The following is a 21,732-nucleotide window of genomic DNA, read 5'->3' as shown; positions in this document are numbered from 1 at the left end:
GGTCACATGCGGCCGGCGAACCGACCGCACCCCAGGCTAGGCCCATGCTCCGCGCAGGCCCCGCCTCTACAGTCCGCCCGCCGGTGGTGGCGGCAAGCGAACAACCCCAGGCATCCCGTCCTAGGTGCGGCGCGCAGTGGTGGTACGCGCCTCGGGTGTGGCAGCCGCCAAAGCAAGCTGCCAGTGACCACGGCATGACGTGTTGCTATAGTCACGCCGTGGCTCCCCTTAGTCAGGTGGTCACAGCTAGCCTGCTGATCTGTGGTGGAGAGGCAGGCGACACAGAGCCCTCGGGCTCTGGCGGCCACCGGTACAACGGCGGCCGGGAAACGAGGCGCCTAACGGCGCCTTTTTTCTATGCAGCAGCCAGAGCCTTCTCAGGCTCGGGCGGGAACACCTCGTCCAGGGTGCACGGCGCGCCGAGCGCACCAAGAGCGCGGACAATGGCGCGGCACTCGGCCAGCCCTGGCTCACGCCGGCCTGCCTCGTAGTTGCTCAACCGGCCTTGAGACCAGCCAAGCTCTGTAGCCAGGGCGAGCTGGGCAATCTTGGCGCCGCGCCGAAGCTGAGAAATGCGGTTCATATTGAGACCTCCGGATACTTCGAGAGGAACACTAACAACAATTCGTTGTTTTCACAACACGTTTAGTCGTTATGAAAATAAACATAGCGTGATATTTTCCAGCCATGGAATCTCTCGGCAAACGCATCGCTCGGCTCCGCCGCGCAAAAGGCCTCTCCCAAACAGCACTCGCCGCCGCCTGCGGGTGGGACAACGGCCAGGCCCGAATCGGCAACTACGAGCACGACAAACGCGAACCGAGCATCTCGGATCTGCGCATCCTGGCCGCCGCCCTCGACACAACGCTCATCGAGCTGCTTGATGACAACTCACCGGACCAGGCTGCCGATCATCCAGGCACTTACGGGTACACCCCATCAGCCCAGGACTACGCCCTGGTGCCCCAGTACACCGCGCATGGCGCCGCCGGCAATGGCCAGCTGAACGACCATGTCGAAGTCAAAGGCGGCCTGGTGTTCAAGCGCGCCTGGCTATCCCGCATGAGCCTGCGCGAGCGCAACCTGCACGTCATCTACGTCCAGGGCCACAGCATGGAGCCGACCGTCTGTGACGGCGATGTCGTATTGCTGGACGAAAGCCAAACAACCCCGCGCGACGGCCGCGTCTATGCGATCCGCAAGCCGGACGGCGAGCTGATCATCAAGCGGCTTATCCAGTCCCTCACTGGCGGGTGGCTGATTCGCAGCGACAACGAAGACAAGCGCGCCTATCCCGATCAGCCGGTTACCGATAGCGACATCGGGCAACTGAGCATTGTCGGCCGTGTGGTTTGGCATGGAGGCGCACTGTAATGACGATGATCCGCCGCAGCATCGACACCCCCATACGTACCGATCTCGACTGGCACACCACCTGGAAAGGCGAGGACAAAGGCCTGATCAAGTGCTGGGAAGTCGGCCGCCAGCTGGCCCAGTCGAAGCCCGAGCTGGCCGAGGCCGCTGGCCGCGACGAACTGCCAGTCACCAACTGGAAAGGCGGCGTCAGCCGGACCCTCAAGAAACTGGATAAGTATGGCGCCCTGAAATACCTCGCCCAATGGCAAGGCCTGCGCGGCGAGGATCTTGCGGTAGACCTGGCGAGAGAGGTGACGATCACCTGCAGCAAAACCGGCATGGTCGTGACCTTCACACCGGACGTCAGCAAGTTCCTAGACCAAACTACGGAAGACGCAGCCGAAGGAGACGAGCAAGATGGTCGATCTGCACCAGGAATTTCAGAACAGTCGCTGTTTTCATGAGGCCCGCATCGACCGCCGATCAGCCGACGCACTGATCGGTCTGGCGGCAGGCATAACCGCGGACGGCACCATCAACCAGCAGGAGGCCGAGTTCCTCAAACGCTGGATCGAGACCAACCTGAACCATCTAGCCGACCCGGTGGTGAACATCCTCTATCGCCGCCTCGCCAGCATGCTCAGCGATAACGTGCTGGACGCCGACGAAGCCGCTGAGCTGCTCGGCCTGCTCCAGCAGTTCACCGGCCTGGAACTCAGCAAAGCCCATCCGTTTCAGACCCCAACCACCCTCCCCATCGACCAGCCAGCGCCAAGCCTGCAATGGGAAAGCCGCCTGTTTCTGTTCACTGGCGTAATGGCTTACGGCCCGCGCAAAGCCTGCGAAGCACTGGTGATCGAGCGCGGCGGCATCATCGCGCCGAACGTAAGCAAGAAGATCCACTACCTGGTTGTTGGCAGCATCGGCAACGACCAATGGCTGCACAGCAGCTACGGCACCAAGATCAAGAAGGCCGTGGAACTACGCGAAAGCGGCATCCCGCTAGCGATCGTCACCGAGGAGCACTGGCAGAAATCCATCTTCGGATAACACACCCGAACGCAATACAACATTTTGTTGTTGACACAACAACAACGATACGTTTTATTTGCCTCGTCTCTCCACCACAGAGCCGAGGTAAACCATGTCTGCATCTGTTCACGCGCTGCCGTCGTGCCCGACTGAGCGCATCTTCGAGCTGCGCCGCGCCACCCAGGCCGCCGGCTGCCAGTTCTCCCGCGTAAAACCCAAGCCCCGCACCGCGCAGGCCCCCTTCGATCCGAACGATGGAGGGCGCGCGGCATGAAACCCACCATCGAAGAGCTGATGCTGCAAATCATCAGCACCGCCCTGTTGATCAATCAGCAAGGCGTCTGGACGGTGTACTTCTACGGCCGCGGCCGTAATGGCGGCACCCTCGACATCACCATCCTGAAAGCCGGCGAACTGTTCGCGCATCAAGACCCCGAGGAACGCCGGCAAAAAGGCGCCTACTGGAGTCGCCCGGACGGCTGGGGTGGCCAGAGCGCCGAGCAGAACCAGCAGGAATGCTATGACGAGATGACCGCCCTGCTTGCCTGGCTGCAGGGCTATCTCGACGTGCCAGCGACCACCGCACAGGAGGCCGCAGCATGAACTTCACCCTGTCAGAAGAAGGCCTGCAGCGCCTCGCTGCCCAGCTCAACCTCACCGGCACGTTCACCCACACGCTGCGCTCGGCCTACGGCGGCCACCAGTTGCTAGCGCGCGTTCGCATCGAGCGCGGCAACCCCACCACCGCCGTCAAGGTCGAGATGGGCGACCAGGTGCACAGCCTCGACGTGCAGACCGCACACCTGGAGAAGCACCTGCAGGTCGCCGACTTCATCGACGCCATCGCCAACGGCCGCGTGGACGGCGGCGAACTGGCGCCGCCCCGCGTCACCCGCCAGCCCCTGCTGCCCGAGCCCGAAGCCCTGCTGGACGAATCCCAGCTCGGCCGCCTCAAGCACATGGTCCGCTACGGCGGCTTCGCCAGCATCGAGACCGGCCACGAGCACCCGATTCACGTAGCCGTGCACCGCACGAGGCCGGCCGAGGGCGTCACCGTCATCGCCAGCATCGGCGCCGCCCGCCCGCGCACCAAGTGCTTCACCGTGCGCGGCGACCAGCGCGAGTGCCTCAAGCGTCTGCTGATCAGTATCGAGCACCTCCACATCACCGCCACGCCTCAGCGCGCGGCGGCAGCGTGAGGAGGCCGCCATGTCCAACTCACTCAAATACACCGCCCAGCGCCTCGGCATCGGACATCGTGACTTGATGAAGCGCATGCGCGAGAAGGGCCTGCTCGACCGCTTCAACCTGCCGGCCAACCCGGAGATGACCAAGCTCTACCTGGTCACCAAAGAGAACCGCTACCACCACCCCGAGCACGGCATGCAGTACCCGCGCACTACCCGTGTCACCGACGCCGGTATTCCGTGGCTCGCCGACAAGCTCGGCATTGAGCGGCCAATGCCAGTTCCACAGGCGGACCCACGCGATGTCGCTTGAGCCCTTCACCGTCACCGAGGGCGCCGCCACGTTCCCGCGCCGCCCTCGCCAGTACGCCGCGGCCATCGTCGCGCTCAAGAGCAAAGACGAACGTCGCGCCGCACTGGCCGACGTGCCGGCGAACCTGCGCGACCTCGTACGCACCCACGTCGAGATCGCCTGGAATCACCCACAGAGGAAAGACTGATGGACACCCGATTGATCGAAGCCCTGCTGATCGAACTGCTCAAGCTCCCGGCCGAGCGCTTCACCCAGGACAAGATCCTGGCCAACCTCACCCTGGCCGCGACCGCCGCCGGGCTCTCCCTCTCCACCGAGGGCAGCACCCTGCAGCGCGAGCACCTGCAGCTGGCCGCGGCTCTGGAACACCTGGCCGCGGACCTCGGCAGCCAGTACCGAGCACGCGCGATGCTGCGCCTCGGCGCCGGGCTGGATGGCATCGAGCTGGGCGCGGTGATCGAACCGATCGACAGCACCAGCACGCTTCCCCGCTTCGTGGCGTTCGGCTCCAGCGCCCGCGCAACCCTCGCCGGTATCGGCGCCGACATCCGCAAGGCCAGCCAGCCCCACACCCAGCCGGCACCGCCTCGCCTGGCCGGCCGCGTAAGCCTCAAGCGCCTGGCTGACCAGCTGGCCGACGACAAGGCAACCGCGGCATGAGCCAGGCCCAGCGCGAACTGCGCCTGCCGCCTGCGCCCCGCGCGCAGACCGTCGAGCTGCTGTACCGAACCTTCGGCGACGTGCTCGCTCCAGTCGACCAAGTGCGCGAGCGCTACTTCCAGCGGCTCAGCGACGACAACTTCACCCGCGCGCTGCGCGAGCTGCGCATCCCACTGCCAGTCACCCGGCTCGACCCCAGCGCGAAGGCCGGCCGCTTCATCGACATCCGCCACCTGGCCATCTTCATCGACACCCAGGCCGAGGCGGCAGACGCCGAGCTGGCCGAGAAGGTTCAGCCGGAAACCATAGCTCCCTGATCCACCAAGACCACCTGACCACCGCAACCGCTGCCACCACCAGCGACCGGACAACACGAGGAAGACCGCAATGGAACTCACCACCCAACAGCTGTACGCCCTGTTCGCCATGCTCAGCACCAGTGCCCTGGCGGCCCTGATCTTCTACTCCATCGGCCTGCGCACCGGCAAAGCCGCTGGCCACGAGCAAGGCCGAGAGACCGCTGCCAAGCACTGCAAATCCATCGTGCACCCGCTCCGCGAGGCGCTGGCCGAGCAGCGCGACCTGCTCGACGCCCGCACCCGCGAGGCAATGACCCTGCGCGCCAACATCCGGGCAGAGGCCGAGGACCACGGCAAGGTCGAGCGCGGCCTGCTCAACCGCCTGGCCGCTGCAGCGCCACTCAGCGACGAGGACCATGCCGTCCTGCTCGCCGTCGCCAACAAGCTGGAGCTGGCCGGCGACACCTTTGCCGGCCTCAACGCGCACGATCACGCCCGCTTCAGCCGCCACCTGCAGGCCCAGGTGCTGGACATGGCCGAGCGCATCAGGAAGGCCCAGGCCAACACCCAGCCCCACCCCGACAGCGAGCTGATCGACTGGCTGGACGAGAACGCCACCCTGCATTTCGACCTCGAAACCGCCGAGCTGCGCTTCCAGGCATTCGCTGAGTACCACCCGATCATCGACGACCTGCGCACTCTGCTGCGCAAGGCTAAGGCCGACAGCGACGACCTCGACCGCAACCACGGCGAACTCCTGCAGGCCGCAGCACAGGAGGCCGCAGCATGAGCTGGATCATCACCCGCAGCGGCAAGCGCTTCGACCTGCTCGAACCCACCGCCGCCATGATCGACGCGACCGACATCGCCCATGCGCTCAGCATGCAGTGCAGGTTCAACGGCCACGTCAAAGCCTTCTACAGCGTCGCCCAGCACTGCCTCGTCGTCGCCGAGCTGGTGCCCGCGCAGTACCAGCTGGAAGCCCTGCTGCATGACGCCACCGAAGCCTACGTCGGCGATCTGGTCAGCCCGTTGAAACAGGCCCTGCCCGAGTACCGCCAGATCGAAATGCGCGTCTGGCACGCCATCTGCCACCGCTTCGACATCGAGCCGGTGCTGCCGCCCTGCGTCCACGACGCCGACCTGATCGCCCTGGCCACCGAAAAGCGCGACCTCATGGCCCCGCACCCGGACGCCTGGCCGTGCCTCACCGGCACCCACCCGGCGCAGTTCCGCATCAAGCCCATGACCCAGCCCGAAGCCGCACAGGCCTATTTCGACCGCCTGCTGCAGCTGCTGGCCACCACCCACCGCGCGAGGGCTGCAGCATGAGCAACCAACCATTGCCGGCATCCTGGCTGCCCATGGAATCAGCGCCGAAGGACGGCCGCCTTGTCCGCCTACTGGTGAGTTTCGAAGAGAACGCTATTGATGACGGCGACGAACCCTTCGCTACGATCGGCCAGAACAACTTCCAGAACGACCAGGTAGATCGCTGGCAGTTCGTGGGCTGGAACTGGACACACGACGAGTTCACCGACGGGCTGGGCACGCCGCTGGGCTGGCTGCCGATGCTGGATGAACAGAGCGCCGCCGCGCGCGATGTGCTCGCTGAACGCCAGCGGCAGATCACCGCCGAGGGCTGGACGCCTGAGCATGATGACGAGCACTGCTGCGACGAAATTGCCGCCCTTGCCTGCTACTACGCGATGCCGCCGGCAGCTCGGCTGTGGTCTGCCGAGTCAACCGGATACGGCGACACGCTGGAAGAGGCGATCCTTCCCGAAGGATGGACGGTAAAGCACTGGGATGGCAGCGAGAATGGTCGGCGCCGTGAGCTGATCAAGGCCGGCGCTCTAATCCTGGCCGAGATCGAGCGAATCGACCGCCAGCAATCCGGCTCGCCCGTAGGGCTCATGAGCCAGGCTCAGAAAGGGGGCGACCAATGACCCAAGCCCCCGCCACCACCGTAGCCACTGCCGTGCGACAGCACGGCGGCGGCCGTCACCCGCTGGATCCGCTGTGCACGGCGCCGGCCGGCCGCCTGCAGGACTCGCGCGGGGGCGTTATAAACCGCCGCGCCGAAGGCGCGACATCATCCAATCCCCTGCCCGCTAGCTGCGCAGCAGCTGCACACCCCACGACAGGCGTGCGCCGCGCCCGCGACTTGAGCCCATCGCTCCGCTCTCAAAATTGCCAGCACGCGCAGCTTGTTAAGGGGTATGCGACATTATCGATCTACGCTCTCTTGGGCGTTGAACCTTGCGCTAGATTCAGCCAGCCGCGAGCTCAAACCCGCTTGAAACTCATTGGTGAGCCTGACGAAGTCATCTTCAGCGTCGAGCTTCTGCATACGCCTCTCACAAACATGTATGTAGACACCGAGCATGTAACGACAGTCGCTTGCTGTATCGAGTCGCCACACGTCCAGATCGTCATCGAAGTTTCTAACCGCTCGGTCAAGACACCTACTCAACAAATCCTTTGTTTCCTTGCCCGGCATAATCGACTTATCTGCTTCGAGCTGATCTTTAAGCTGAGTGGCCAAATAGTTGCATTCCCAGAGCAAGCACCACAGGCGCTTCTCGTGGGCCAAATTAACCTGCGCAGCGTCAAGCTCTTTCTGGCGCTTTTGCTCTCTACGGGCTGCCTCGGCAATTCCTATAGCAGCGAAGATGGCTGCTACAGAGCCTACAGCTTGCACCCAAGCCGCAGCTCCTTCTGCTCTCGCAATGAAGAACAGCGCCACTGTAGCTACCGGACTCAATGCTCCCCAGAGAATCAAGGTGCGCCAAGTAATTCGCGGCACATCCCTGTCAAGAAAACCATCAGACATCGCTGGCTCCTAGCCATCACCAAAACTTGGAGCTTGCCGAGGCCTTATCACCATGTCCAGCGGGGTGCAGCATGACCATCATCGCTCCCGTCATCCGCTACCACGGCGGCAAGTTCCGCTTGGCGCCGTGGGTCATCGAGCACTTCCCGCCCCACCAGGTGTATATCGAGCCGTTCGGCGGCGCGGCCGGCGTGCTGATGCAGAAGCCTCGCAGCCATGGCGAGGTCTACAACGACCTCGACGGCGACATCGTGAACCTGTTCCGCGTGCTGCAGGCCGCCCCCCAGCGCGAGGCCCTGGCCGAGCTGCTGGTGCTCACACCCTACGCCCGCGACGAGTTCGAGCTGGCGTGGATCTACACCGACGAGCCAGTAGAGCGAGCACGCCGCACCGTCATCCGCGCCCAGATGGGCTTCGGCTCGGCCGGAGCCAGCAAGGGCACCACCGGGTTCCGCATCGACTGCTATCGCCAGTACGGCACGGCCCAGCAGCTATGGGCACGCTACCCGGAACAGCTCAGCGCGATCGGCAAACGCCTCGCCGGCGTGCTGATCGAGAACCGGCCGGCGATCGACATCATGCAGGCGCACGACTCGCCCCAGGCCCTGCACTACGTCGACCCGCCCTACATGCACGACACCCGCGTGCGCGGCGCGCAGAAGGGCCGCTACTACCGACACGAGCTGGACGACGACCAGCACGCCGAACTGCTGGCCACCCTCAACCAGCTGCAGGGCATGGTCGTGCTCAGCGGCTACCCGAGCGGGCTGTACATGGAACGCCTCGAGGGCTGGACGATGAACACCACCCAGGCCCGCATCGCCGCCGGCCGAGGCGGCGATACCCGCACCGAGTGCCTATGGATCAACCCCGCCTGCATGGCTGCCCTCCATCAGCGCGGGCTCCCGCTGGAGGGCGCGGCATGAGCGCAGCCGAGGAACTGAACGCCTACCCCGTCGACAAGGTGCTGGAGGCCAAGCTGGCCGAGCTGATCGGCACCACGCAGAAGGCTCTGGAGCGCAAGCGCGAACGGAAGATCATCCCCGAGGGCGTCTGGCAGAAGCTGGACGGCCGCATCATCTACAGCATCAGCAGGTACAACGCATGGCTCGAAAGCCAATGGACATGCCCGCCGGCGTCGAATCCGTCGGCCAACGACTGCGCATCCGCTTCACCTGGCGCAAAGTCCGCCGCTGCGAAACGCTCCCCTATCCTCAAACGCCCAAGGGGATCGCGGCAGCCGCCAGTCTCCTTGATCAAGTAAAACAGCTGAACCGGCTCGGCCTGCTCACCGACGACAAGTACCTGGAGCTGTTCCCCAACACCAGCTACATGCTCGGCCAGGCCACGCCCACCTTCGGCGAGTACGCCCAGCTCTGGCTCGACAGCCGCGTGATCGTCAAGAACACCCGCGATAACTACAAGCGGGTGCTCAATAGCTACTGGATGCAGGAGCTGGCCGGCGTGGCCGTCAACCAGGTCACCTCGCTCATGCTGCGCAAGATCGTCCAAGCCACTGCCTGGCCGTCGATGACAGACCGGAAATTCGCGGTGAACACCCTCAGCGGGATCTACCGCGCCGCGATCGCCGACGGCCTGATCGGCCAGAACCCTGCCGCAGCCATCCCCAGGGTGAAAGTCCAACCGCCAGAGGTCGACCCTTACCTGCAGGCCGAGGCCGACCGGATCATTGCCCACCTGCACGCCACCCTGGAGGGCGCGCAGCGTGTCTATGCCCACTACTTCGAGCTGGCCTACTACAGCGGCATGCGCCCCTGCGAACTGCTCGGCCTGGCCAGAAGCGAGGTCAACCTGGAACGCAGGCGCGTGCGCGTGTGCCGTGTGATGGTTGGCGGGAAAATCCACGAACGGGTGAAGACCAAGTATGCCCGCGACGTGCTGCTCAATGACAGGGCACTGCATGCCTTGGAAGGCGCGCTGGCTATGAACGAAGGCGCAACCTACGTCTTCAAGCCGGCGGATGGGAGGGGCGAGTACATCGCCTCGGAGAGCACGCCCAAGGAATACCTCAAGGCTGCGACCGAAGCACTGGGCATTCGCTGGCGACCACAGTATGCTGCGCGCCACACGTACGCGACCATCTGCCTGATGGCCGGCATGACCCCAGCGTTTGTTGCCAAGCAGCTGGGACACAGCGTCCAGATCCTGCTCGATCGCTACGCCCGCTGGATCGATTCAGACGCCGACATGCTGGAGCTGGAGAAGCTCAAAAGTGGCGGTATTGGTACTGTTTTGGTACAGTCCGCGCCCCGCGATCAGGCAAACACCTGATGCGTATAGATTTTTAAAGGTTGTTGCGGCTTACCAAAAATAAGTCCTGACCACCCCCTAAAAGCCGGCCACAAGCCGGCTTTTTTATTTCTATACGCCTAGTGCTGCAAGGGTCTACGAATATCGGCTGCGTGTACCCGCCAAATCACCCGCCAGCGGGCAGAACCTCGGGTTGCCGATCCGCGTCTATAAGCCGCTGTCCTTTTCACCGAAGCCGAACTAGGATCAAAAGGCCATTACATAAGGAGCTGGGAGCCATGGGAAATCTAATCAAAATCGCCGCGTCTATTGCGTTCGCCGCTCTCCTATCCGCCTGCGCCAGTAGCGGGACAAAAATTGAGCAAGGCGACGTTGATCAGATAGAGATTGGGACGACCACAAAGAGTCAAATGCTACAGACCTTTGGCGCTCCGCTGAGTCAGACGTTCAATTCAGACGGCAAGCTAATGATGACTTGGTTTTATGTCTTCGTCGGCCCCTTCGGCACTGGCATGGAGCAACAAAACTTGACTGTGCTGTTCGATCAGGGCGAAAAGGTCGAAAAGTTCAGCATCACGAATAGTGACACCAACGGGCCTCGCCTAGGCTACTAACTCAGCGAACCTTGCATCACCATCCAAAGGAAGCAGGACGCATGCCGAAGATCCATGAGCTTATAGAAAAGATTGCAGCCAGGGACGCCGCTGGCAATCATTATCAGATTAATATTTATCAAGAGTTCGCGGTAGACGGCGGCGATAGATTGCCAACCTACAAATTCCTGAAACTTGTTGACGGAACCCCTGTAGAACAGAAAGAAGATGGCTCCTTTCTGGCTCTTGGCTTTGATCAGATTCAATTGTGGCCAGAACATGACTAGATCGCACGACCCAGCCCCCTTGATAAAGGCTTCAAGCGCCCAAGCCAAATCATCCAACTTTAAAGACGCAATCAATACGCTAAAGCAAGCACTACCTCTAATATCAGGCTCACCACTTAGCTTTGGCGCCGCCAGCTACTCAAAAATCGTCCCCTACTTCCAAAAGGCAGGCCTCTACAAAGAGGGTTTAGCCTACACTTTAGAAATACTCATCCCTACAGGGCTGCAAGACATAGAAAGAAAGCTCTCTCATGTTCCTGAGAAAAATAGAAATGCGCTATCGCACGCCCTCTTGGCCGAAATCTATGGGAAGTTGCGGCTAATCGCCCAGCGAGAAGGATTGATAGAAGATCGGGATGTATTTTTAGAAAAACATAAGTACCACACAGAAAGCCATAGAGCCTTAATGAACGAACTCTACCCGCGATAGATTTTGCCCATACCCTACAGCCAATCCCTCGACGGCCTCGGTTTGACCGCCTCGCCTACGATTGCCACAAGCCGCTGATAACGCCGCACGGTCATAGCCCTGCAATCCATGTGCTCGGGCAGGTTGTGTATTCCAGTGATGCTGACACCCTATTCCAGAGATTGTGAGCCACCACGCTGATGATTCTGACCAGGGGCGTTTAGCCCCAGCATTCTTACCCTTACTCAACTCCGCTGAGCTTGAGCAGACCCACCATCAGGAACAGCCAAGCCATGCCGACGATTACCAGCCAGGCAGATACGAGCATTAGGCGACGCAGTGAGGGTGGGAAGTTGCTGATATCGTCAGCGTCTATCACACCTTTGCGCACGAGGTACTGCGGAAAGAGCAAAGTTCCACTGAGCGTGCTCACCAGGTAGCAACGAGACGCCAGGCTGGTCGTTCCCAAAATATCCTGCTGCCTGGCCCAGGTGCTTTTGGAAAACGCTGAGAGCATGGCGTCGAAATGACGACTACAGGCGATAAAGACGCCAAGTGCTAAGCCCGTTAGCGCAATCACAAAGGGAGCCAGAAGGAGGGTGATCCGCAAGTACGGGTGCAAACTATAAAAGTCAATCATTGCATCACCTTGAAGATTTCTTCTCCCGCTACCTCTCCAGCCCATCCGCCACCGGCCCCTCCTGCAACCGAAGCCCCACCAACGACAACCATGCTGCAAATGATGCCGCCTATACCGCCTGAGCCGAGGCCGATTGCGGCACAAACCGCAGGGCCGGCAAGCCCCCCTGCCCATACTCCTGCACTTCCACCTACCACCCCACCGGCGAAACTCCCCGTCTCGGTGAAGCGTATCTTCTCGCAGGCCTGGGTTTCTCCGGAACGACACACCTCCTGCACCTTCAGGGTGGACGCCGTACCGCCGAGGGCGATGCCGATGTGACCGCCGTACTTAAGGTACTTAGCCGCCTTGGCGACTTCCGCCATGTGGGTGGCATAGCCGGGGATCTGGCCCGGCGCACCGCCTTTGCTCCAGTGGTGCACTAGGCTGCGGGTGGAAATACCGAGGTCACGGCGCAGCGTTGGATAATTACCCAGGCCCAGCTGCTTGCCGAGGAAGGTGGCCTTCAGTTGGTTGTCGAGCTGGCGATACAGCTGCTGGCGAGAGGCGAAGAATTGCGAGCTCTGCAGGTGGCCATGCGTGGCGAACTCACGCTGATGAAGGAACTCGAGGTCGCGCAGGGTGCCCTCGATCTGCTTCAAGCCCTTGCCCAGCATATCGCTGCCAACCCCTAGTGACTCGCTGGCACCACCCACCATCAAGGCGATTTCAGCCTGATGCTCGGCCATGAAGTTGGCCTCGTCCTCGCTCAGCGGAGCCAATGCGGCGCGCACCTTGGCGGCAGCGGCCATCAAGTCAGCTTCTTCACGTAGGCAAGCAGTGGGGTTGAGAAGGTTGCCTAGGACGAACATTTCCCCGGCCTTGAAGCCCTGGTCGAAGGTGGGGTTCAGTGCCTTGATGCGGTTGACCAGGTGTTTGTGGGGCGTATCGGCAAACAGCCGGGCCAGCACCTGTTCGCCGGACAGGCTGCGCGGTAAGACGTAGAAGCCGGGTGGCAGGGGCTCAGGAACTTTGAGCATGTCCGGCGGCGGCCAGTCCGAAAGCTCGGGCGCGGCCTCGGTTTTCTTCTCCCAGGCGACAAATGAGGCGCCGCCGTTACCTGGCGTGATCTTCGGCACTTCGGCCTGGCTACCCCAACCACGATCAGGCCCCCAACTGAGGTCGCGGTTGCCGAGGCTTTCTGCCTTCCAGCCGTTGTCTGCGTCCCAGCCCTGATCGAAAGGGTAGGCGGGGTCTTTAAGGTTGTCCGTTCCCATGAATAGCTCCCTGTGCTGTCGAGTTCGGGTGCGAGTGTACCCGCTTCACAGCATGTGGCTGAACAGCTAAGAGGGGGCCTTGCCTGAGATCAGTGACCAAGTGAGTGCGATTGCGCAGGGTGGGTAAGAATCATCAGCGCGGCGGATCACAATCGCTGGAATGGGTGGGGTCAGAACCTCCAGCGCGGTTGGGTCAGAACCACTGGAACAAGGTGTCAGAATCACCAACGCCTACAGGCAGGTAGCCGCCGAACCGCTGGAGCCATTCGCGCCCTGGGGTTACTGATAGCGCGACGATGGCCTTCTCTAGAAGCGGGTCGTCGCCATAGGTGCGCGTCGGCTTCATTTTCTTGACCCATGGGTCAGATTTATTAGACCCGCTACAGTGCGGAATTAAAATGTCGTTCGACATATAAACACCTCAAGAAAAAGCCCGCTCTGTTAGCCGGGCTGTGGTGTGGCGTGGATCACTTGACCTGATAGGCGCCAGATTCCAAGCCAGACGCGGCCAGATGCTGAGTAGTGCGCCAAGCTTCCTCGAACGCGCGGGCGTCGTAGGTGTGGCCAATAAAGGTATGCGCTACTTCACGCGGCAGGGCTTCCCCGCCAAGCGCCTTTAGCTTGCGGATATCAGTCTGAATCACATGCTCGGCAGCCTGGTTGAACTTGGCCAATTGCGCGGTAAGTTTGTCGGCCTGGGCCTTGATCCCGCTGTAATCGCGCAGCAGGTCGCAATACTTGCCAATTACTTGTTCGCGCAAGTCAGCAGCCTGGCTAGCGCGTTCGGCTTCGGCCTCGTCGCTAAGTTGCTCGCGCAGATATTCCAGGCGAAGGGTCAGGCGCTCGACTTCCTCGCCCGCCTGGCGCTGCTGTGCGCGTTCTTTAATGCAATCGCTGCCAGTCCTTGCGGCAACTTCAAACGCGCGTTGTGCAGCCTCTACGGCCCCTTCTGCGGCCTGTAGTTCGGACTCAGTTTGTTGGATAAGTTCGGCGGTATTCATTGTTGGTCATCCTGTAGACGTTGAATAAGTTGCTTGAGTGCTGCGGCGAGAGTCTTCGGCTTATTACGGCTGCCCTTGGGGCGTCCAGGCCCTGGCTGTGACCCATCGAACAGCCAGGGCTTGCGCTGCGTGTGGTCTGCCATCAGTGCGCCCCAGGTACATAGCCGCGCAGGCTCGCGTTGATGTCGTAGTCTTTCCACTGGTCGTCTGCGGCGTTGGCTACTGGTGCGGCAATAAGCTGGCGCATACCTTCCACGGAATCGCCTAGCTGGCTGACAACGTCGTCGCCGAAGCGCTGGGCAACAATGGCTTTGTTAGCCGCAATCTGGTCTTTTTTCAGTGTGGCGATCTCAGACTTCAGCGCGGCTATTTCTTTCGCTACAAGTTCCAGCACCCCCATTAACGCGGCGGTATCGCCGGGGGATAGTTTCAATTGATCTTTGCTTGCTACAGCGAGCTTTCTAGACATGACGGGATAACCTTCAGATAACGATTTAAGAAGGTTATATTATAACGTACTATTAAATCATCGTTATTGTGCACTGCGCAATTGTTGCGGGAGAGTGCTTTTCGTTAGCCGAGCGGTGTGTGGGCGGGAAAACTGAAAAACTACCCCCCTCTGTAAACCATGGAAAGTTAAACAAGCTTGAGAATTTAGAGATTATTAAGAAATTAAGCAAACTCAGTAACCACGCGGGTTACAGGCCGGGAACGCGTGCGAGGCCCACCCCCAGCAAGGCTAAAAAAGCGTGCGCGAGAGGCCGGGTGCCTGGCCAGTTTTTCTAAATTCTCTAACTTTCCATGTTTTTGATAGGGAGGGGGTAGGCACAAAAAAGGCCGCGTCTGCGGCCTCTCCTGTTTATCCGTTGGCGTATCGTGGCGGTGCAGAGAATGACAGCAGCAAGCTGTAAACCCGTGCATTCTTAGCTTCGCCCTTACTTACCGTCCAGCGGTGGCCCATCGCGTAGTTCGTGCCGGTATGGTCATCCAGAGCCTTAGTGACTTTGGCTTTGCTGCATCCGCTGTACTCGACTGCCGCTTCGATAAGCTGAGTTTTATGCGTAACGCCTTCGCCTATGACCTCGATGATTGCCTCGACGATTGCAGCATTCTTCTTTAACAGCTCTTCGGCCTGCTCGCGCTTGCGGGCGTCTTCTGCCTCCTCTCTCGATACTTCGCGCACGCTCTCCAGCAGATCGTCATAAGTCAGCCCCTTTTGCGTGGTGTAGGTATAAGTCGCGGTATCGGCAACATCACCTCGGGCCTTGATATTCTCGAAGATAACTGTTTTCTTGCTCTCGCTGGTGTCGCTTTCGATTACGTCCAGAACATAGGCACAGTCGGCATCGTCAATAATGTCACTTGTTCCTGCCGGAATTGACTTGCCATCGGCGCTTTTGTGCTTGTTCGTGTGCGCCAGCATTATTACGGTGCCGCCGCTAGAAACAAACTCCCGCACGACCTTACCGAACGCCGTAGCAACCGTTTTATCCATCAGGTCGGTAAACTTTTTGAGCGTGTCTAGGATTACGATCTTACCGCTCGCGCTTTCCTCCTCGGTCATCTTTTGCAGATAACGCAAGAACATAGCGGACTCGAACCCGTTAAAGCCGGGGGCAAGCTGGTTAAAGCCCCACCGCTCGGCCAACTTGAGTTTGTGCACAAGCCCTTTAAAGTTATCGTCGGCATTTATATAGAAAACATCCTTCGGATTAATCTGCCCCGCCTCAATGGCCCGAATCAGCAGCCACAGTGTTAACAGCGTCTTGCCGCTATTTGGCTTGGCATAGAAAGCGGTTGCTTGCCCGAGGATGGCCAGGCGGCCCAGTACGAAAGTATCTTCTAGCATTCTCGCCTCCATAGCGGCGGATTGGCCATTGAGCGCGAACCGCGCCAAGTCGAAAGGTTCATCGTTTGCAGCCTTAGCCAAGCTGGGGGGCGGCTCCGGCGACTTATCTGCCTGGCTCGCTGCCTTGGCCTGCATGTGCTCGCGCTGGCGTTGGCGCTGGCCTTCAGGGTCTACCTGCGGGGCGAGTGCTCCCACAGCTCGGCTAACATCCCCGCCGAACTCCAGAATGCAGATCACGTCGAATACGTCCAGGGCATGACCGCCATTGTTCAGGGCCGATAGCGGGTCGGCTGTGCCGTGCCACGAGTAGGCGACCTCCTTGCCGTCACGCTCCAAGATATGCACGCCAGCATTGCCGGTGCTGCTCCAGGGCGACAGGTACAGGTCAGCGCCCTTGCGAACGTAACCAGCGCTCTCTAGAACGGCCCTCAGACTTTCTTGGGCGACTACCCTGCCGATGATCCCGGCGTCACCAGTAGACGTGCTGCGCGGCCTTACAGCGGCCTCCTGGGCGACCTTCTGCCGTTCTTGCTGTAGGTCAGCCCATCCCGCCATCGCCTCGATAACAAACGGGTGCGAGCTGTTGCCCGCGTCCAGTGGTGGTCGGCTTGCGCAGTCGATGAAGTCATATGGCGCGTCTGCATTCTCTCGGTTTGGCGCGAAGAACACTTGAGCGGCCCGAGCTTGTGCAGGATCGGCCCCTAACGCAAACGCGATGCCCTGCGCCAGTTGTTGATACCTCTCAGCGTCAACGGGCGCAGCGAGGGGCACGATCACCCGCCAGCGGTTGGCGATTACGTCCTGCTTGTCAGGTCGCTGGTGTGTGCTGGTCGTGTAGGCCAGGAACGCCACGCCGAGGCTGTCATATATACAGGCGATAGCAGCGGCGTCGCGGTCGTCGTGGTCGTGGTCAATCACCACGACGCCATAGGTCGCCGAGCGGGCGTGATCCTTGGTCTTCCCATCGGCGCTGTAAGGCGTTATCGCGCGGGCCTTGATCTTCGGCCCGGTGCTGGGCGCCTTGGCCATAGACGACAGCCAAGCCAGGCTAATATGCCTAGCTGGTGCGGTGTCGTTAACCGAGCTGTAGAGCGGCAGATTGCTGGTCTTCATACTGGCGCACCTTCCTTGATCAATACATAGCGGGCCACCCCTCGATGCGTGCGCCCTTGTGCGTCTACTGAAACAGTCGGCACGGTGTGAATCTTCCATCCGTATTGATTGCGGAGCGTGTCGATACGCCCCGCGCCGTGCATGACGTTCCATAGGTCGCGCAACTCGTGCGTGGTGGGCTGAGAGATTCGCAGAGCCTGTGCCGTGCGCTTGAGCTGCGACGCCGTGCTGGTATCGGCTACTTTCTCCAGGCCAGCCGATCCCGTCCCGCTATCGCGGGTGAATTGTCCGGTCATAGGTCAGCCCTCGTTGCTAGCTTGGGCTAGGTAGGCGTCTACCATCGCCACGTCGAAGCGTACCGAGCGAGCGCCCACGCGGCGGATCGCGTCGCGCGGGAAGTCGGCGGCCTTCGTAATGCGCCAGAACGTGGTGCGGGATATTGCGTAGCGGGCGCACATCGCTTTGACGGGCGCGTAGGTCATTTTGTCTTGCATGGTCTGATTTCCTTAGATCAAGGCGACCGCCAATGCAAAAAGTCGTTGACTCAGGCTTCGCGCGTGCTAACCTTCGCCTTGTGGTAACAACCTTGCTTCAGCGGCCATTAGTTAGTTAACGGCGTTGGGCATGAAAGAAAAGCCCGAGCCTGGCCGCTCGGGTTTTTCGTTTCAGCTTGGGTTGCATTGTACCAGACGGCACCTAGCGGCCAGCCCCCCAGCCCTCGGCACTCCCCTAAGCCGCGCCACCCTCATCGCAAACCCTTGATCTATAAGCCCTCCGGCTTCCTTGACGAAGGCTGCCCACAAGTTACCCACAGATTACGCACAGGTTGTTGATTCAGGCCCGCCGCCCGAACTCCCCCCGCACTACCTCTCCCGGCGTACTCGCGCAGTAACGCGCCCAGTCGCACATAAGGTTGCGTCGTTTCTCTAGGAAGTCTGACCGGCTATAAGCCGCCTCGGTCTGGTCGCGCTCGTCGTGGGCAAGTGCCAGCTCGCACACCTCGCGCGGGTATCGGGTCGCCTCGCTCGCCCAGTCGCGGAAGCTGGAGCGGAAGCCATGCCGGGTAATGTCGTCGTGCCCCATGCCATGCAATAGGGTGCGGATCGCGTTGGCGTGCATGACGCCGCTCTTACCCTGGCCGGGGAACAGATACGGGCTGCCCTCCTGGCGCGGCATAGCCTTTAGCATGCCGACAACCTCAGCGGCCAAGGGGACGGCGAATGCCTTACGCATCTTCATCCGCGCGGCGGGCAGTGACCAGACGCCATCGTCAAGATCGAACTCAGCCCAGGCAGCGAAGCGCACCATATGGGCACGCGCCCCGGTCAGAATCATTAACCGCGCTGCGACTGCGACATGCCCCTCAGTCTGTGCCAGCTTGACCATAAGGGCCGGCACGTCACGCCAGTGCATCGCCGGGAAGTGCTGGCGCTGGCGGGCTTTTTTCTTCTCAGCCTTGCTCAGCAGATTGTCCAGGTGCCCACGCCAGCGGGCCGGATTATCTCCATCGCGCAGTCGGTGAGCCTTGGCGGCGTCTAGTACCTGCTCAATTTGGCCGCGCACCTCATCAGCTGTGCGGGTCTTGGCTGCCCATATCGGTTGCAGCACCTTTAGAACGTGCTCGGTCCGAATCTCGCCGGCAGGCATCTTGCCTATGATCGGGAAGGCGTACAGCTCCAGCTTGCGCAGCCAGCCCCTACGCCACTTATCTGACCAGCTCGCGCCGTGCGCCTGCTGATACTCGTTCGCCAGAGTCTCGAACGTAATGCGGCGGGCCTGCGCCTGGCGTTCGGCCTCGCGCCTCTGCTCGCGCTCGGCGTCACGGGCGGCGAGCGGATCATTCCCAGCAGCAAGAATCTTGCGCTGGTCGGCAGCCCGCAACCGGGCCTCAGCCAGCGTTACCACCGAGCACGAGCCTAGCCCCATCTCGCGCCGCCGTCCGTCGAGCTGATAGCGGAATACCCAGCTCGCCACCACAGCGCCGCCAGCCTTCTTGGGTCTGCTTATTTGCAGGTACAAGCCAGGCCCTGCAATGGTGTTGCCCGGCACCGCCGCCTTGATAATCGTCGACACGTTCCTAGCAGTAAGCTCACCCGTCGCCATTCTTCACCCTCCACTTCACCCGCCACCAAAGTCTGGCACGCAGAAAATAATCTGCGAACATTATGAAACATGGGAACGGGCAAAATCCAGTGACTACGGGGCTTGCAGGCGGTCAAGCGGCAACAATCTGGAAGTGCGAGAAACATTAAAGACGCCGGCCACAAGCCGGCTTTTTTATTGCCTGCTCGCCGCCAATCCCCGCCCCCCGCCCCAGCGCCTAGCCGGTAATCGCCCAGTTTCGCCGCCCGCCCTGGCGCCCTGCCATCTGGCTGCAAGCCCCGCCATTGCTGGCCTGCAGCGCTCCCACCGAACTTTCCCCGGCTGCCGTTGGCCAGCGCAAGCGATCCGCTCGATTGACCGTATTAACTAGTTAGTACATTTTCCCGGAACGACCTGCCGCCCGTTGCCACAACAACAAGAGATCGCCCCCTATGTCCCCCTGCATCCTGGTGCTCAACGGCCCCAACCTGAATCTGCTCGGCACCCGCGAACCGGCCACCTACGGCCATGAGACCCTCGCCGACATCTCCCGGCTGTGCGCCGACACCGCGGCCGAGTGCGGCCTGGCCATCGAGTTTCGCCAGACCAACCACGAAGGCGAGCTGCTCGACTGGATTCACAAGGCGCGCGGGCGCTGCGCCGGCATCCTGATCAACCCGGCGGCCTGGACCCACACCTCGGTGGCGATTCGCGACGCCCTGGTGGCCAGCGAGCTGCCGGTGCTCGAGGTGCACCTGTCCAACGTGCACAAGCGCGAGGCCTTCCGCCATCACTCCTTCGTTTCGCCGATCGCCGTCGGGGTGATCTGCGGCCTCGGCAGCCAGGGCTATCGCCTGGGGCTGCAATACTTCAGCCAGTTGCTCAAGGGATAACGCCATGTCCTCCGCCACATCCAGCATCCTCGCCGGCCTGATCGGGGCCGGCATCCAGGGCTCGCGCACGCCGGCCATGCACGAACGCGAGGGCGACGCCCAGGGCCTGCGCTACCTCTACCGGCTGATCGACCTGGACCAGCTCGGCCTCGACAGCGGCGCCCTACCCGAGCTGCTCGGCGCCGCCGAGCGCATGGGCTTCACCGGGCTGAACATCACCTTCCCCTGCAAGCAGGCGATCATCCCGCTGCTCGACGAGCTGTCGGACGAGGCGCGCGGCATCGGCGCGGTGAACACCGTGGTGCTCAAGGACGGCAAGCGCGTCGGCCACAACACCGATTGCCTGGGCTTCGCCGAGGGCCTGCGCCGCGGCCTGCCGGGCGTGGCGCGCCAGCGCGTGGTGCAGATGGGCGCCGGCGGCGCCGGTGCCGCGGTGGCCCATGCGCTGCTCAGCGAAGGGGTCGAGCAACTGAGCCTCTTCGACGTCGAGCCGGCGCGCGCGCAGGCCCTGGCGGACAACCTCAACCAGCACTTCGGCGCCGGTCGCGCCCTGGCCGGCAGCGACCTGGCGGCCGCCATGGCGGTGGCCGACGGCCTGGTCAACACCACCCCGATGGGCATGGCCAAGCTGCCCGGCACGCCGGTGCCCAAGGCGCTGCTGCGCCCGGCGCTGTGGGTGGCGGAGATCGTCTACTTCCCGCTGGAGACCGAGCTGCTGCGCGACGCCCGCGCCCTCGGCTGCCAGACCCTGGACGGCGGCAATATGGCGGTGTTCCAGGCGGTCAAGGCGTTCGAGCTGTTCAGCGGCCGGCAGGCCGATGCCCAGCGCATGCTGGCGCATTTCGCCAGTTTCTAGGCGAGCGGCGAACAATAGAAAGGGCCTGCGGGCCCTTTTTTAATGAACGATGCCAAACCGCACGGGGTGTGCCATGTGCGCATCCTGGCAGTGGCGAATTGGCGCGCACGGCGCCCTCGTCTCAGGCCTGCATATAGCGCAGCACCGATTCGCAGATCACTTGCTTGTGCCGCTGCTTGTTGTCCTCGGCGGACAGGTCGATCTGGAAGATGGTGCCGAAGGTGTGACGGTTGGACACCCGGTAGAAGCAGAACGAGCTGATCAGCATATGGATGTCCAGCGGGTTCAGGCCACTGCGAAACAGCCCCTCGGCCTCGCCGCGGCGGAGAATGTCGGCGATGGCCTCGAGCACCGAGTTGTTCAGCGTCGGGATCACCTCGGAGCGGGTGATGTGTTCGCCGTGATGGATGTTCTCGATGCTGACGATACGCACGAAGTCGACGTTGCGGTCGTGGTGGTCGAAGGTGAATTCGATCAGCCGGCGGATCGCTTCCGGCGGCGTCAGCTCGCCCAGGTGCAGCCGCGCCTCGGTGTTGCGGATATCGCCGTAGAGCTTCTCCAGCACCGCCAGGTAGAGCTGCTCCTTGCTGGCGAAGTAGTAGTAGATCATCCGCTTGGAGGTGTGGGTGCGCTCGGCGATGGCGTCGACCCGCGCGCCGGACAGGCCGTGGCGGACGAACTCGTCGACCGCCGCCAGAAGGATGCTCTCGCGGGTCTTCTCCGGGTTGTTCTTGCGCCCCTTGCGCGCCGCCTCGGTGGCGGGGGTGGCGAGGCTCTCTGCGGTATCGCTCATACGGAC

At 61.8% G+C, this 21,732-nt stretch carries 33 protein-coding genes; 21 read left to right on the top strand and 12 right to left on the bottom strand.

Annotated features, from left to right (window positions below):
- Positions 1-355: 355 nt before the first annotated feature.
- Positions 356-583 (bottom strand): helix-turn-helix transcriptional regulator, encoded by a 228-nt coding sequence (locus EA796_RS06765; protein ID WP_122108051.1) that lies wholly within the window; start codon positions 581-583, stop codon positions 356-358.
- Between the two features lie 104 nt (positions 584-687).
- Here EA796_RS06765 and EA796_RS06760 point away from each other — a divergent pair, with 104 nt between their 5' ends.
- From EA796_RS06760 to EA796_RS23340, 13 genes are all read left to right on the top strand, one after another.
- Positions 688-1,374: a LexA family transcriptional regulator gene (locus tag EA796_RS06760; RefSeq protein WP_122108050.1), complete on the top strand. Its 687-nt coding sequence runs from the start codon at positions 688-690 to the stop codon at positions 1,372-1,374.
- Complete coding sequence (locus EA796_RS06755) at positions 1,374-1,820, top strand: hypothetical protein (RefSeq protein WP_122108049.1); 447 nt, start codon at positions 1,374-1,376, stop codon at positions 1,818-1,820. Before EA796_RS06760 ends, EA796_RS06755 begins: the two co-directional genes overlap by 1 nt.
- Entirely contained in the window at positions 1,774-2,406 is a 633-nt protein-coding gene (locus tag EA796_RS06750; RefSeq protein ID WP_122108048.1) for a BRCT domain-containing protein, read from the top strand. The genes EA796_RS06755 and EA796_RS06750 overlap by 47 nt, the downstream gene beginning before the upstream one ends.
- Positions 2,407-2,500: 94 nt before the next feature.
- Positions 2,501-2,662, top strand: coding sequence for a hypothetical protein (locus EA796_RS23285; RefSeq protein ID WP_178082539.1), 162 nt, complete (start codon positions 2,501-2,503; stop codon positions 2,660-2,662).
- Entirely contained in the window at positions 2,659-2,991 is a 333-nt protein-coding gene (locus tag EA796_RS06745; protein WP_122108047.1) for a hypothetical protein, read from the top strand. The genes EA796_RS23285 and EA796_RS06745 overlap by 4 nt, the downstream gene beginning before the upstream one ends.
- A complete protein-coding gene (locus EA796_RS06740; RefSeq protein WP_122108046.1) occupies positions 2,988-3,587 on the top strand; it encodes a hypothetical protein in 600 nt (199 codons plus the stop codon). The genes EA796_RS06745 and EA796_RS06740 overlap by 4 nt, the downstream gene beginning before the upstream one ends.
- A 10-nt stretch (positions 3,588-3,597) precedes the next feature.
- Complete coding sequence (locus EA796_RS06735) at positions 3,598-3,888, top strand: phage antirepressor KilAC domain-containing protein (protein ID WP_122108045.1); 291 nt, start codon at positions 3,598-3,600, stop codon at positions 3,886-3,888.
- Positions 3,878-4,075: a hypothetical protein gene (locus EA796_RS06730; protein WP_122108044.1), complete on the top strand. Its 198-nt coding sequence runs from the start codon at positions 3,878-3,880 to the stop codon at positions 4,073-4,075. The genes EA796_RS06735 and EA796_RS06730 overlap by 11 nt, the downstream gene beginning before the upstream one ends.
- Positions 4,075-4,548, top strand: coding sequence for a hypothetical protein (locus EA796_RS06725; RefSeq protein WP_122108043.1), 474 nt, complete (start codon positions 4,075-4,077; stop codon positions 4,546-4,548). The genes EA796_RS06730 and EA796_RS06725 overlap by 1 nt, the downstream gene beginning before the upstream one ends.
- Positions 4,545-4,865: a pyocin activator PrtN family protein gene (locus EA796_RS06720; protein ID WP_122108042.1), complete on the top strand. Its 321-nt coding sequence runs from the start codon at positions 4,545-4,547 to the stop codon at positions 4,863-4,865. The genes EA796_RS06725 and EA796_RS06720 overlap by 4 nt, the downstream gene beginning before the upstream one ends.
- 70 nt (positions 4,866-4,935) lie before the next feature.
- Entirely contained in the window at positions 4,936-5,637 is a 702-nt protein-coding gene (locus tag EA796_RS06715; RefSeq protein ID WP_122108041.1) for a hypothetical protein, read from the top strand.
- The gene (locus EA796_RS06710) at positions 5,634-6,179 is read left to right on the top strand and encodes a phosphohydrolase (protein WP_122108040.1); all 546 of its coding nucleotides are present in this window, start codon (positions 5,634-5,636) and stop codon (positions 6,177-6,179) included. The genes EA796_RS06715 and EA796_RS06710 overlap by 4 nt, the downstream gene beginning before the upstream one ends.
- Positions 6,176-6,796 (top strand): hypothetical protein, encoded by a 621-nt coding sequence (locus EA796_RS23340; protein WP_218567627.1) that lies wholly within the window; start codon positions 6,176-6,178, stop codon positions 6,794-6,796. Before EA796_RS06710 ends, EA796_RS23340 begins: the two co-directional genes overlap by 4 nt.
- 281 nt (positions 6,797-7,077) lie before the next feature.
- Here the strand turns inward: EA796_RS23340 and EA796_RS06700 are convergent, their stop codons facing one another.
- Positions 7,078-7,683, bottom strand: coding sequence for a hypothetical protein (locus tag EA796_RS06700; protein ID WP_147459036.1), 606 nt, complete (start codon positions 7,681-7,683; stop codon positions 7,078-7,080).
- Between the two features lie 71 nt (positions 7,684-7,754).
- Between EA796_RS06700 and EA796_RS06695 the strand changes: the two genes are divergently transcribed.
- From EA796_RS06695 to EA796_RS23050, 6 genes are all read left to right on the top strand, one after another.
- The gene (locus tag EA796_RS06695) at positions 7,755-8,609 is read left to right on the top strand and encodes a DNA adenine methylase (RefSeq protein ID WP_122108038.1); all 855 of its coding nucleotides are present in this window, start codon (positions 7,755-7,757) and stop codon (positions 8,607-8,609) included.
- Positions 8,606-8,947 carry a hypothetical protein gene (locus tag EA796_RS23415; protein ID WP_256679181.1) on the top strand — a complete coding sequence of 114 codons (342 nt, stop codon included), beginning with the start codon at positions 8,606-8,608 and terminating at the stop codon, positions 8,945-8,947. The genes EA796_RS06695 and EA796_RS23415 overlap by 4 nt, the downstream gene beginning before the upstream one ends.
- Positions 8,842-9,975 carry a tyrosine-type recombinase/integrase gene (locus EA796_RS06690; protein ID WP_256679191.1) on the top strand — a complete coding sequence of 378 codons (1,134 nt, stop codon included), beginning with the start codon at positions 8,842-8,844 and terminating at the stop codon, positions 9,973-9,975. Before EA796_RS23415 ends, EA796_RS06690 begins: the two co-directional genes overlap by 106 nt.
- 257 nt (positions 9,976-10,232) lie before the next feature.
- The gene (locus EA796_RS06685) at positions 10,233-10,568 is read left to right on the top strand and encodes an outer membrane protein assembly factor BamE (protein ID WP_122108036.1); all 336 of its coding nucleotides are present in this window, start codon (positions 10,233-10,235) and stop codon (positions 10,566-10,568) included.
- 41 nt (positions 10,569-10,609) lie between these two features.
- The gene (locus EA796_RS23055) at positions 10,610-10,834 is read left to right on the top strand and encodes a hypothetical protein (RefSeq protein ID WP_147459035.1); all 225 of its coding nucleotides are present in this window, start codon (positions 10,610-10,612) and stop codon (positions 10,832-10,834) included.
- Positions 10,827-11,264 (top strand): hypothetical protein, encoded by a 438-nt coding sequence (locus EA796_RS23050; RefSeq protein WP_147459034.1) that lies wholly within the window; start codon positions 10,827-10,829, stop codon positions 11,262-11,264. The genes EA796_RS23055 and EA796_RS23050 overlap by 8 nt, the downstream gene beginning before the upstream one ends.
- Before the next feature lie 220 nt (positions 11,265-11,484).
- On the opposite strand, the gene EA796_RS06675 is transcribed toward EA796_RS23050, so the two are convergent.
- From EA796_RS06675 to EA796_RS06640, 9 genes are all read right to left on the bottom strand, one after another.
- The gene (locus tag EA796_RS06675) at positions 11,485-11,883 is read right to left on the bottom strand and encodes a hypothetical protein (RefSeq protein WP_122108034.1); all 399 of its coding nucleotides are present in this window, start codon (positions 11,881-11,883) and stop codon (positions 11,485-11,487) included.
- Positions 11,880-13,139 carry a hypothetical protein gene (locus EA796_RS23560; RefSeq protein WP_122108033.1) on the bottom strand — a complete coding sequence of 420 codons (1,260 nt, stop codon included), beginning with the start codon at positions 13,137-13,139 and terminating at the stop codon, positions 11,880-11,882. Before EA796_RS23560 ends, EA796_RS06675 begins: the two co-directional genes overlap by 4 nt.
- A 193-nt stretch (positions 13,140-13,332) precedes the next feature.
- Positions 13,333-13,551, bottom strand: a complete 219-nt coding sequence (locus EA796_RS23045; protein WP_147459033.1) for a hypothetical protein — start codon at positions 13,549-13,551, stop codon at positions 13,333-13,335.
- A gap of 55 nt (positions 13,552-13,606) precedes the next feature.
- Complete coding sequence (locus EA796_RS06665; protein WP_122108032.1) at positions 13,607-14,140, bottom strand: hypothetical protein; 534 nt, start codon at positions 14,138-14,140, stop codon at positions 13,607-13,609.
- Between the two features lie 142 nt (positions 14,141-14,282).
- Positions 14,283-14,609: a hypothetical protein gene (locus EA796_RS06660; protein WP_147459032.1), complete on the bottom strand. Its 327-nt coding sequence runs from the start codon at positions 14,607-14,609 to the stop codon at positions 14,283-14,285.
- Between the two features lie 390 nt (positions 14,610-14,999).
- Positions 15,000-17,102 (bottom strand): AAA family ATPase, encoded by a 2,103-nt coding sequence (locus EA796_RS06655; RefSeq protein WP_158603085.1) that lies wholly within the window; start codon positions 17,100-17,102, stop codon positions 15,000-15,002.
- Complete coding sequence (locus tag EA796_RS06650; protein WP_122108029.1) at positions 17,099-17,398, bottom strand: helix-turn-helix domain-containing protein; 300 nt, start codon at positions 17,396-17,398, stop codon at positions 17,099-17,101. The genes EA796_RS06655 and EA796_RS06650 overlap by 4 nt, the downstream gene beginning before the upstream one ends.
- 3 nt (positions 17,399-17,401) lie before the next feature.
- A complete protein-coding gene (locus tag EA796_RS06645) occupies positions 17,402-17,596 on the bottom strand; it encodes an AlpA family transcriptional regulator (protein WP_122108028.1) in 195 nt (64 codons plus the stop codon).
- A 340-nt stretch (positions 17,597-17,936) separates the two neighbouring features.
- Positions 17,937-19,205, bottom strand: a complete 1,269-nt coding sequence (locus tag EA796_RS06640; RefSeq protein WP_122108027.1) for a site-specific integrase — start codon at positions 19,203-19,205, stop codon at positions 17,937-17,939.
- A 431-nt stretch (positions 19,206-19,636) separates the two neighbouring features.
- On the opposite strand from EA796_RS06640, the gene aroQ reads away from it, so the two are divergent.
- Both aroQ and EA796_RS06630 read left to right on the top strand, forming a co-directional pair.
- Positions 19,637-20,077, top strand: coding sequence for a type II 3-dehydroquinate dehydratase (aroQ, locus tag EA796_RS06635; RefSeq protein ID WP_021444772.1), 441 nt, complete (start codon positions 19,637-19,639; stop codon positions 20,075-20,077).
- A 4-nt stretch (positions 20,078-20,081) separates the two neighbouring features.
- Positions 20,082-20,933 carry a shikimate dehydrogenase gene (locus tag EA796_RS06630; RefSeq protein ID WP_122108026.1) on the top strand — a complete coding sequence of 284 codons (852 nt, stop codon included), beginning with the start codon at positions 20,082-20,084 and terminating at the stop codon, positions 20,931-20,933.
- 121 nt (positions 20,934-21,054) lie between these two features.
- On the opposite strand, the gene EA796_RS06625 is transcribed toward EA796_RS06630, so the two are convergent.
- Positions 21,055-21,726 carry a TetR family transcriptional regulator gene (locus EA796_RS06625; RefSeq protein ID WP_021445556.1) on the bottom strand — a complete coding sequence of 224 codons (672 nt, stop codon included), beginning with the start codon at positions 21,724-21,726 and terminating at the stop codon, positions 21,055-21,057.
- Positions 21,727-21,732: the final 6 nt, after the last annotated feature.

This window comes from Pseudomonas sp. AOB-7, assembly GCF_003696305.1.
GTDB lineage: Bacteria > Pseudomonadota > Gammaproteobacteria > Pseudomonadales > Pseudomonadaceae > Aquipseudomonas.
The sequence above is the reverse complement of the archived record's forward strand: the minus strand, read 5'-3'. Positions and strand labels throughout refer to the sequence as shown.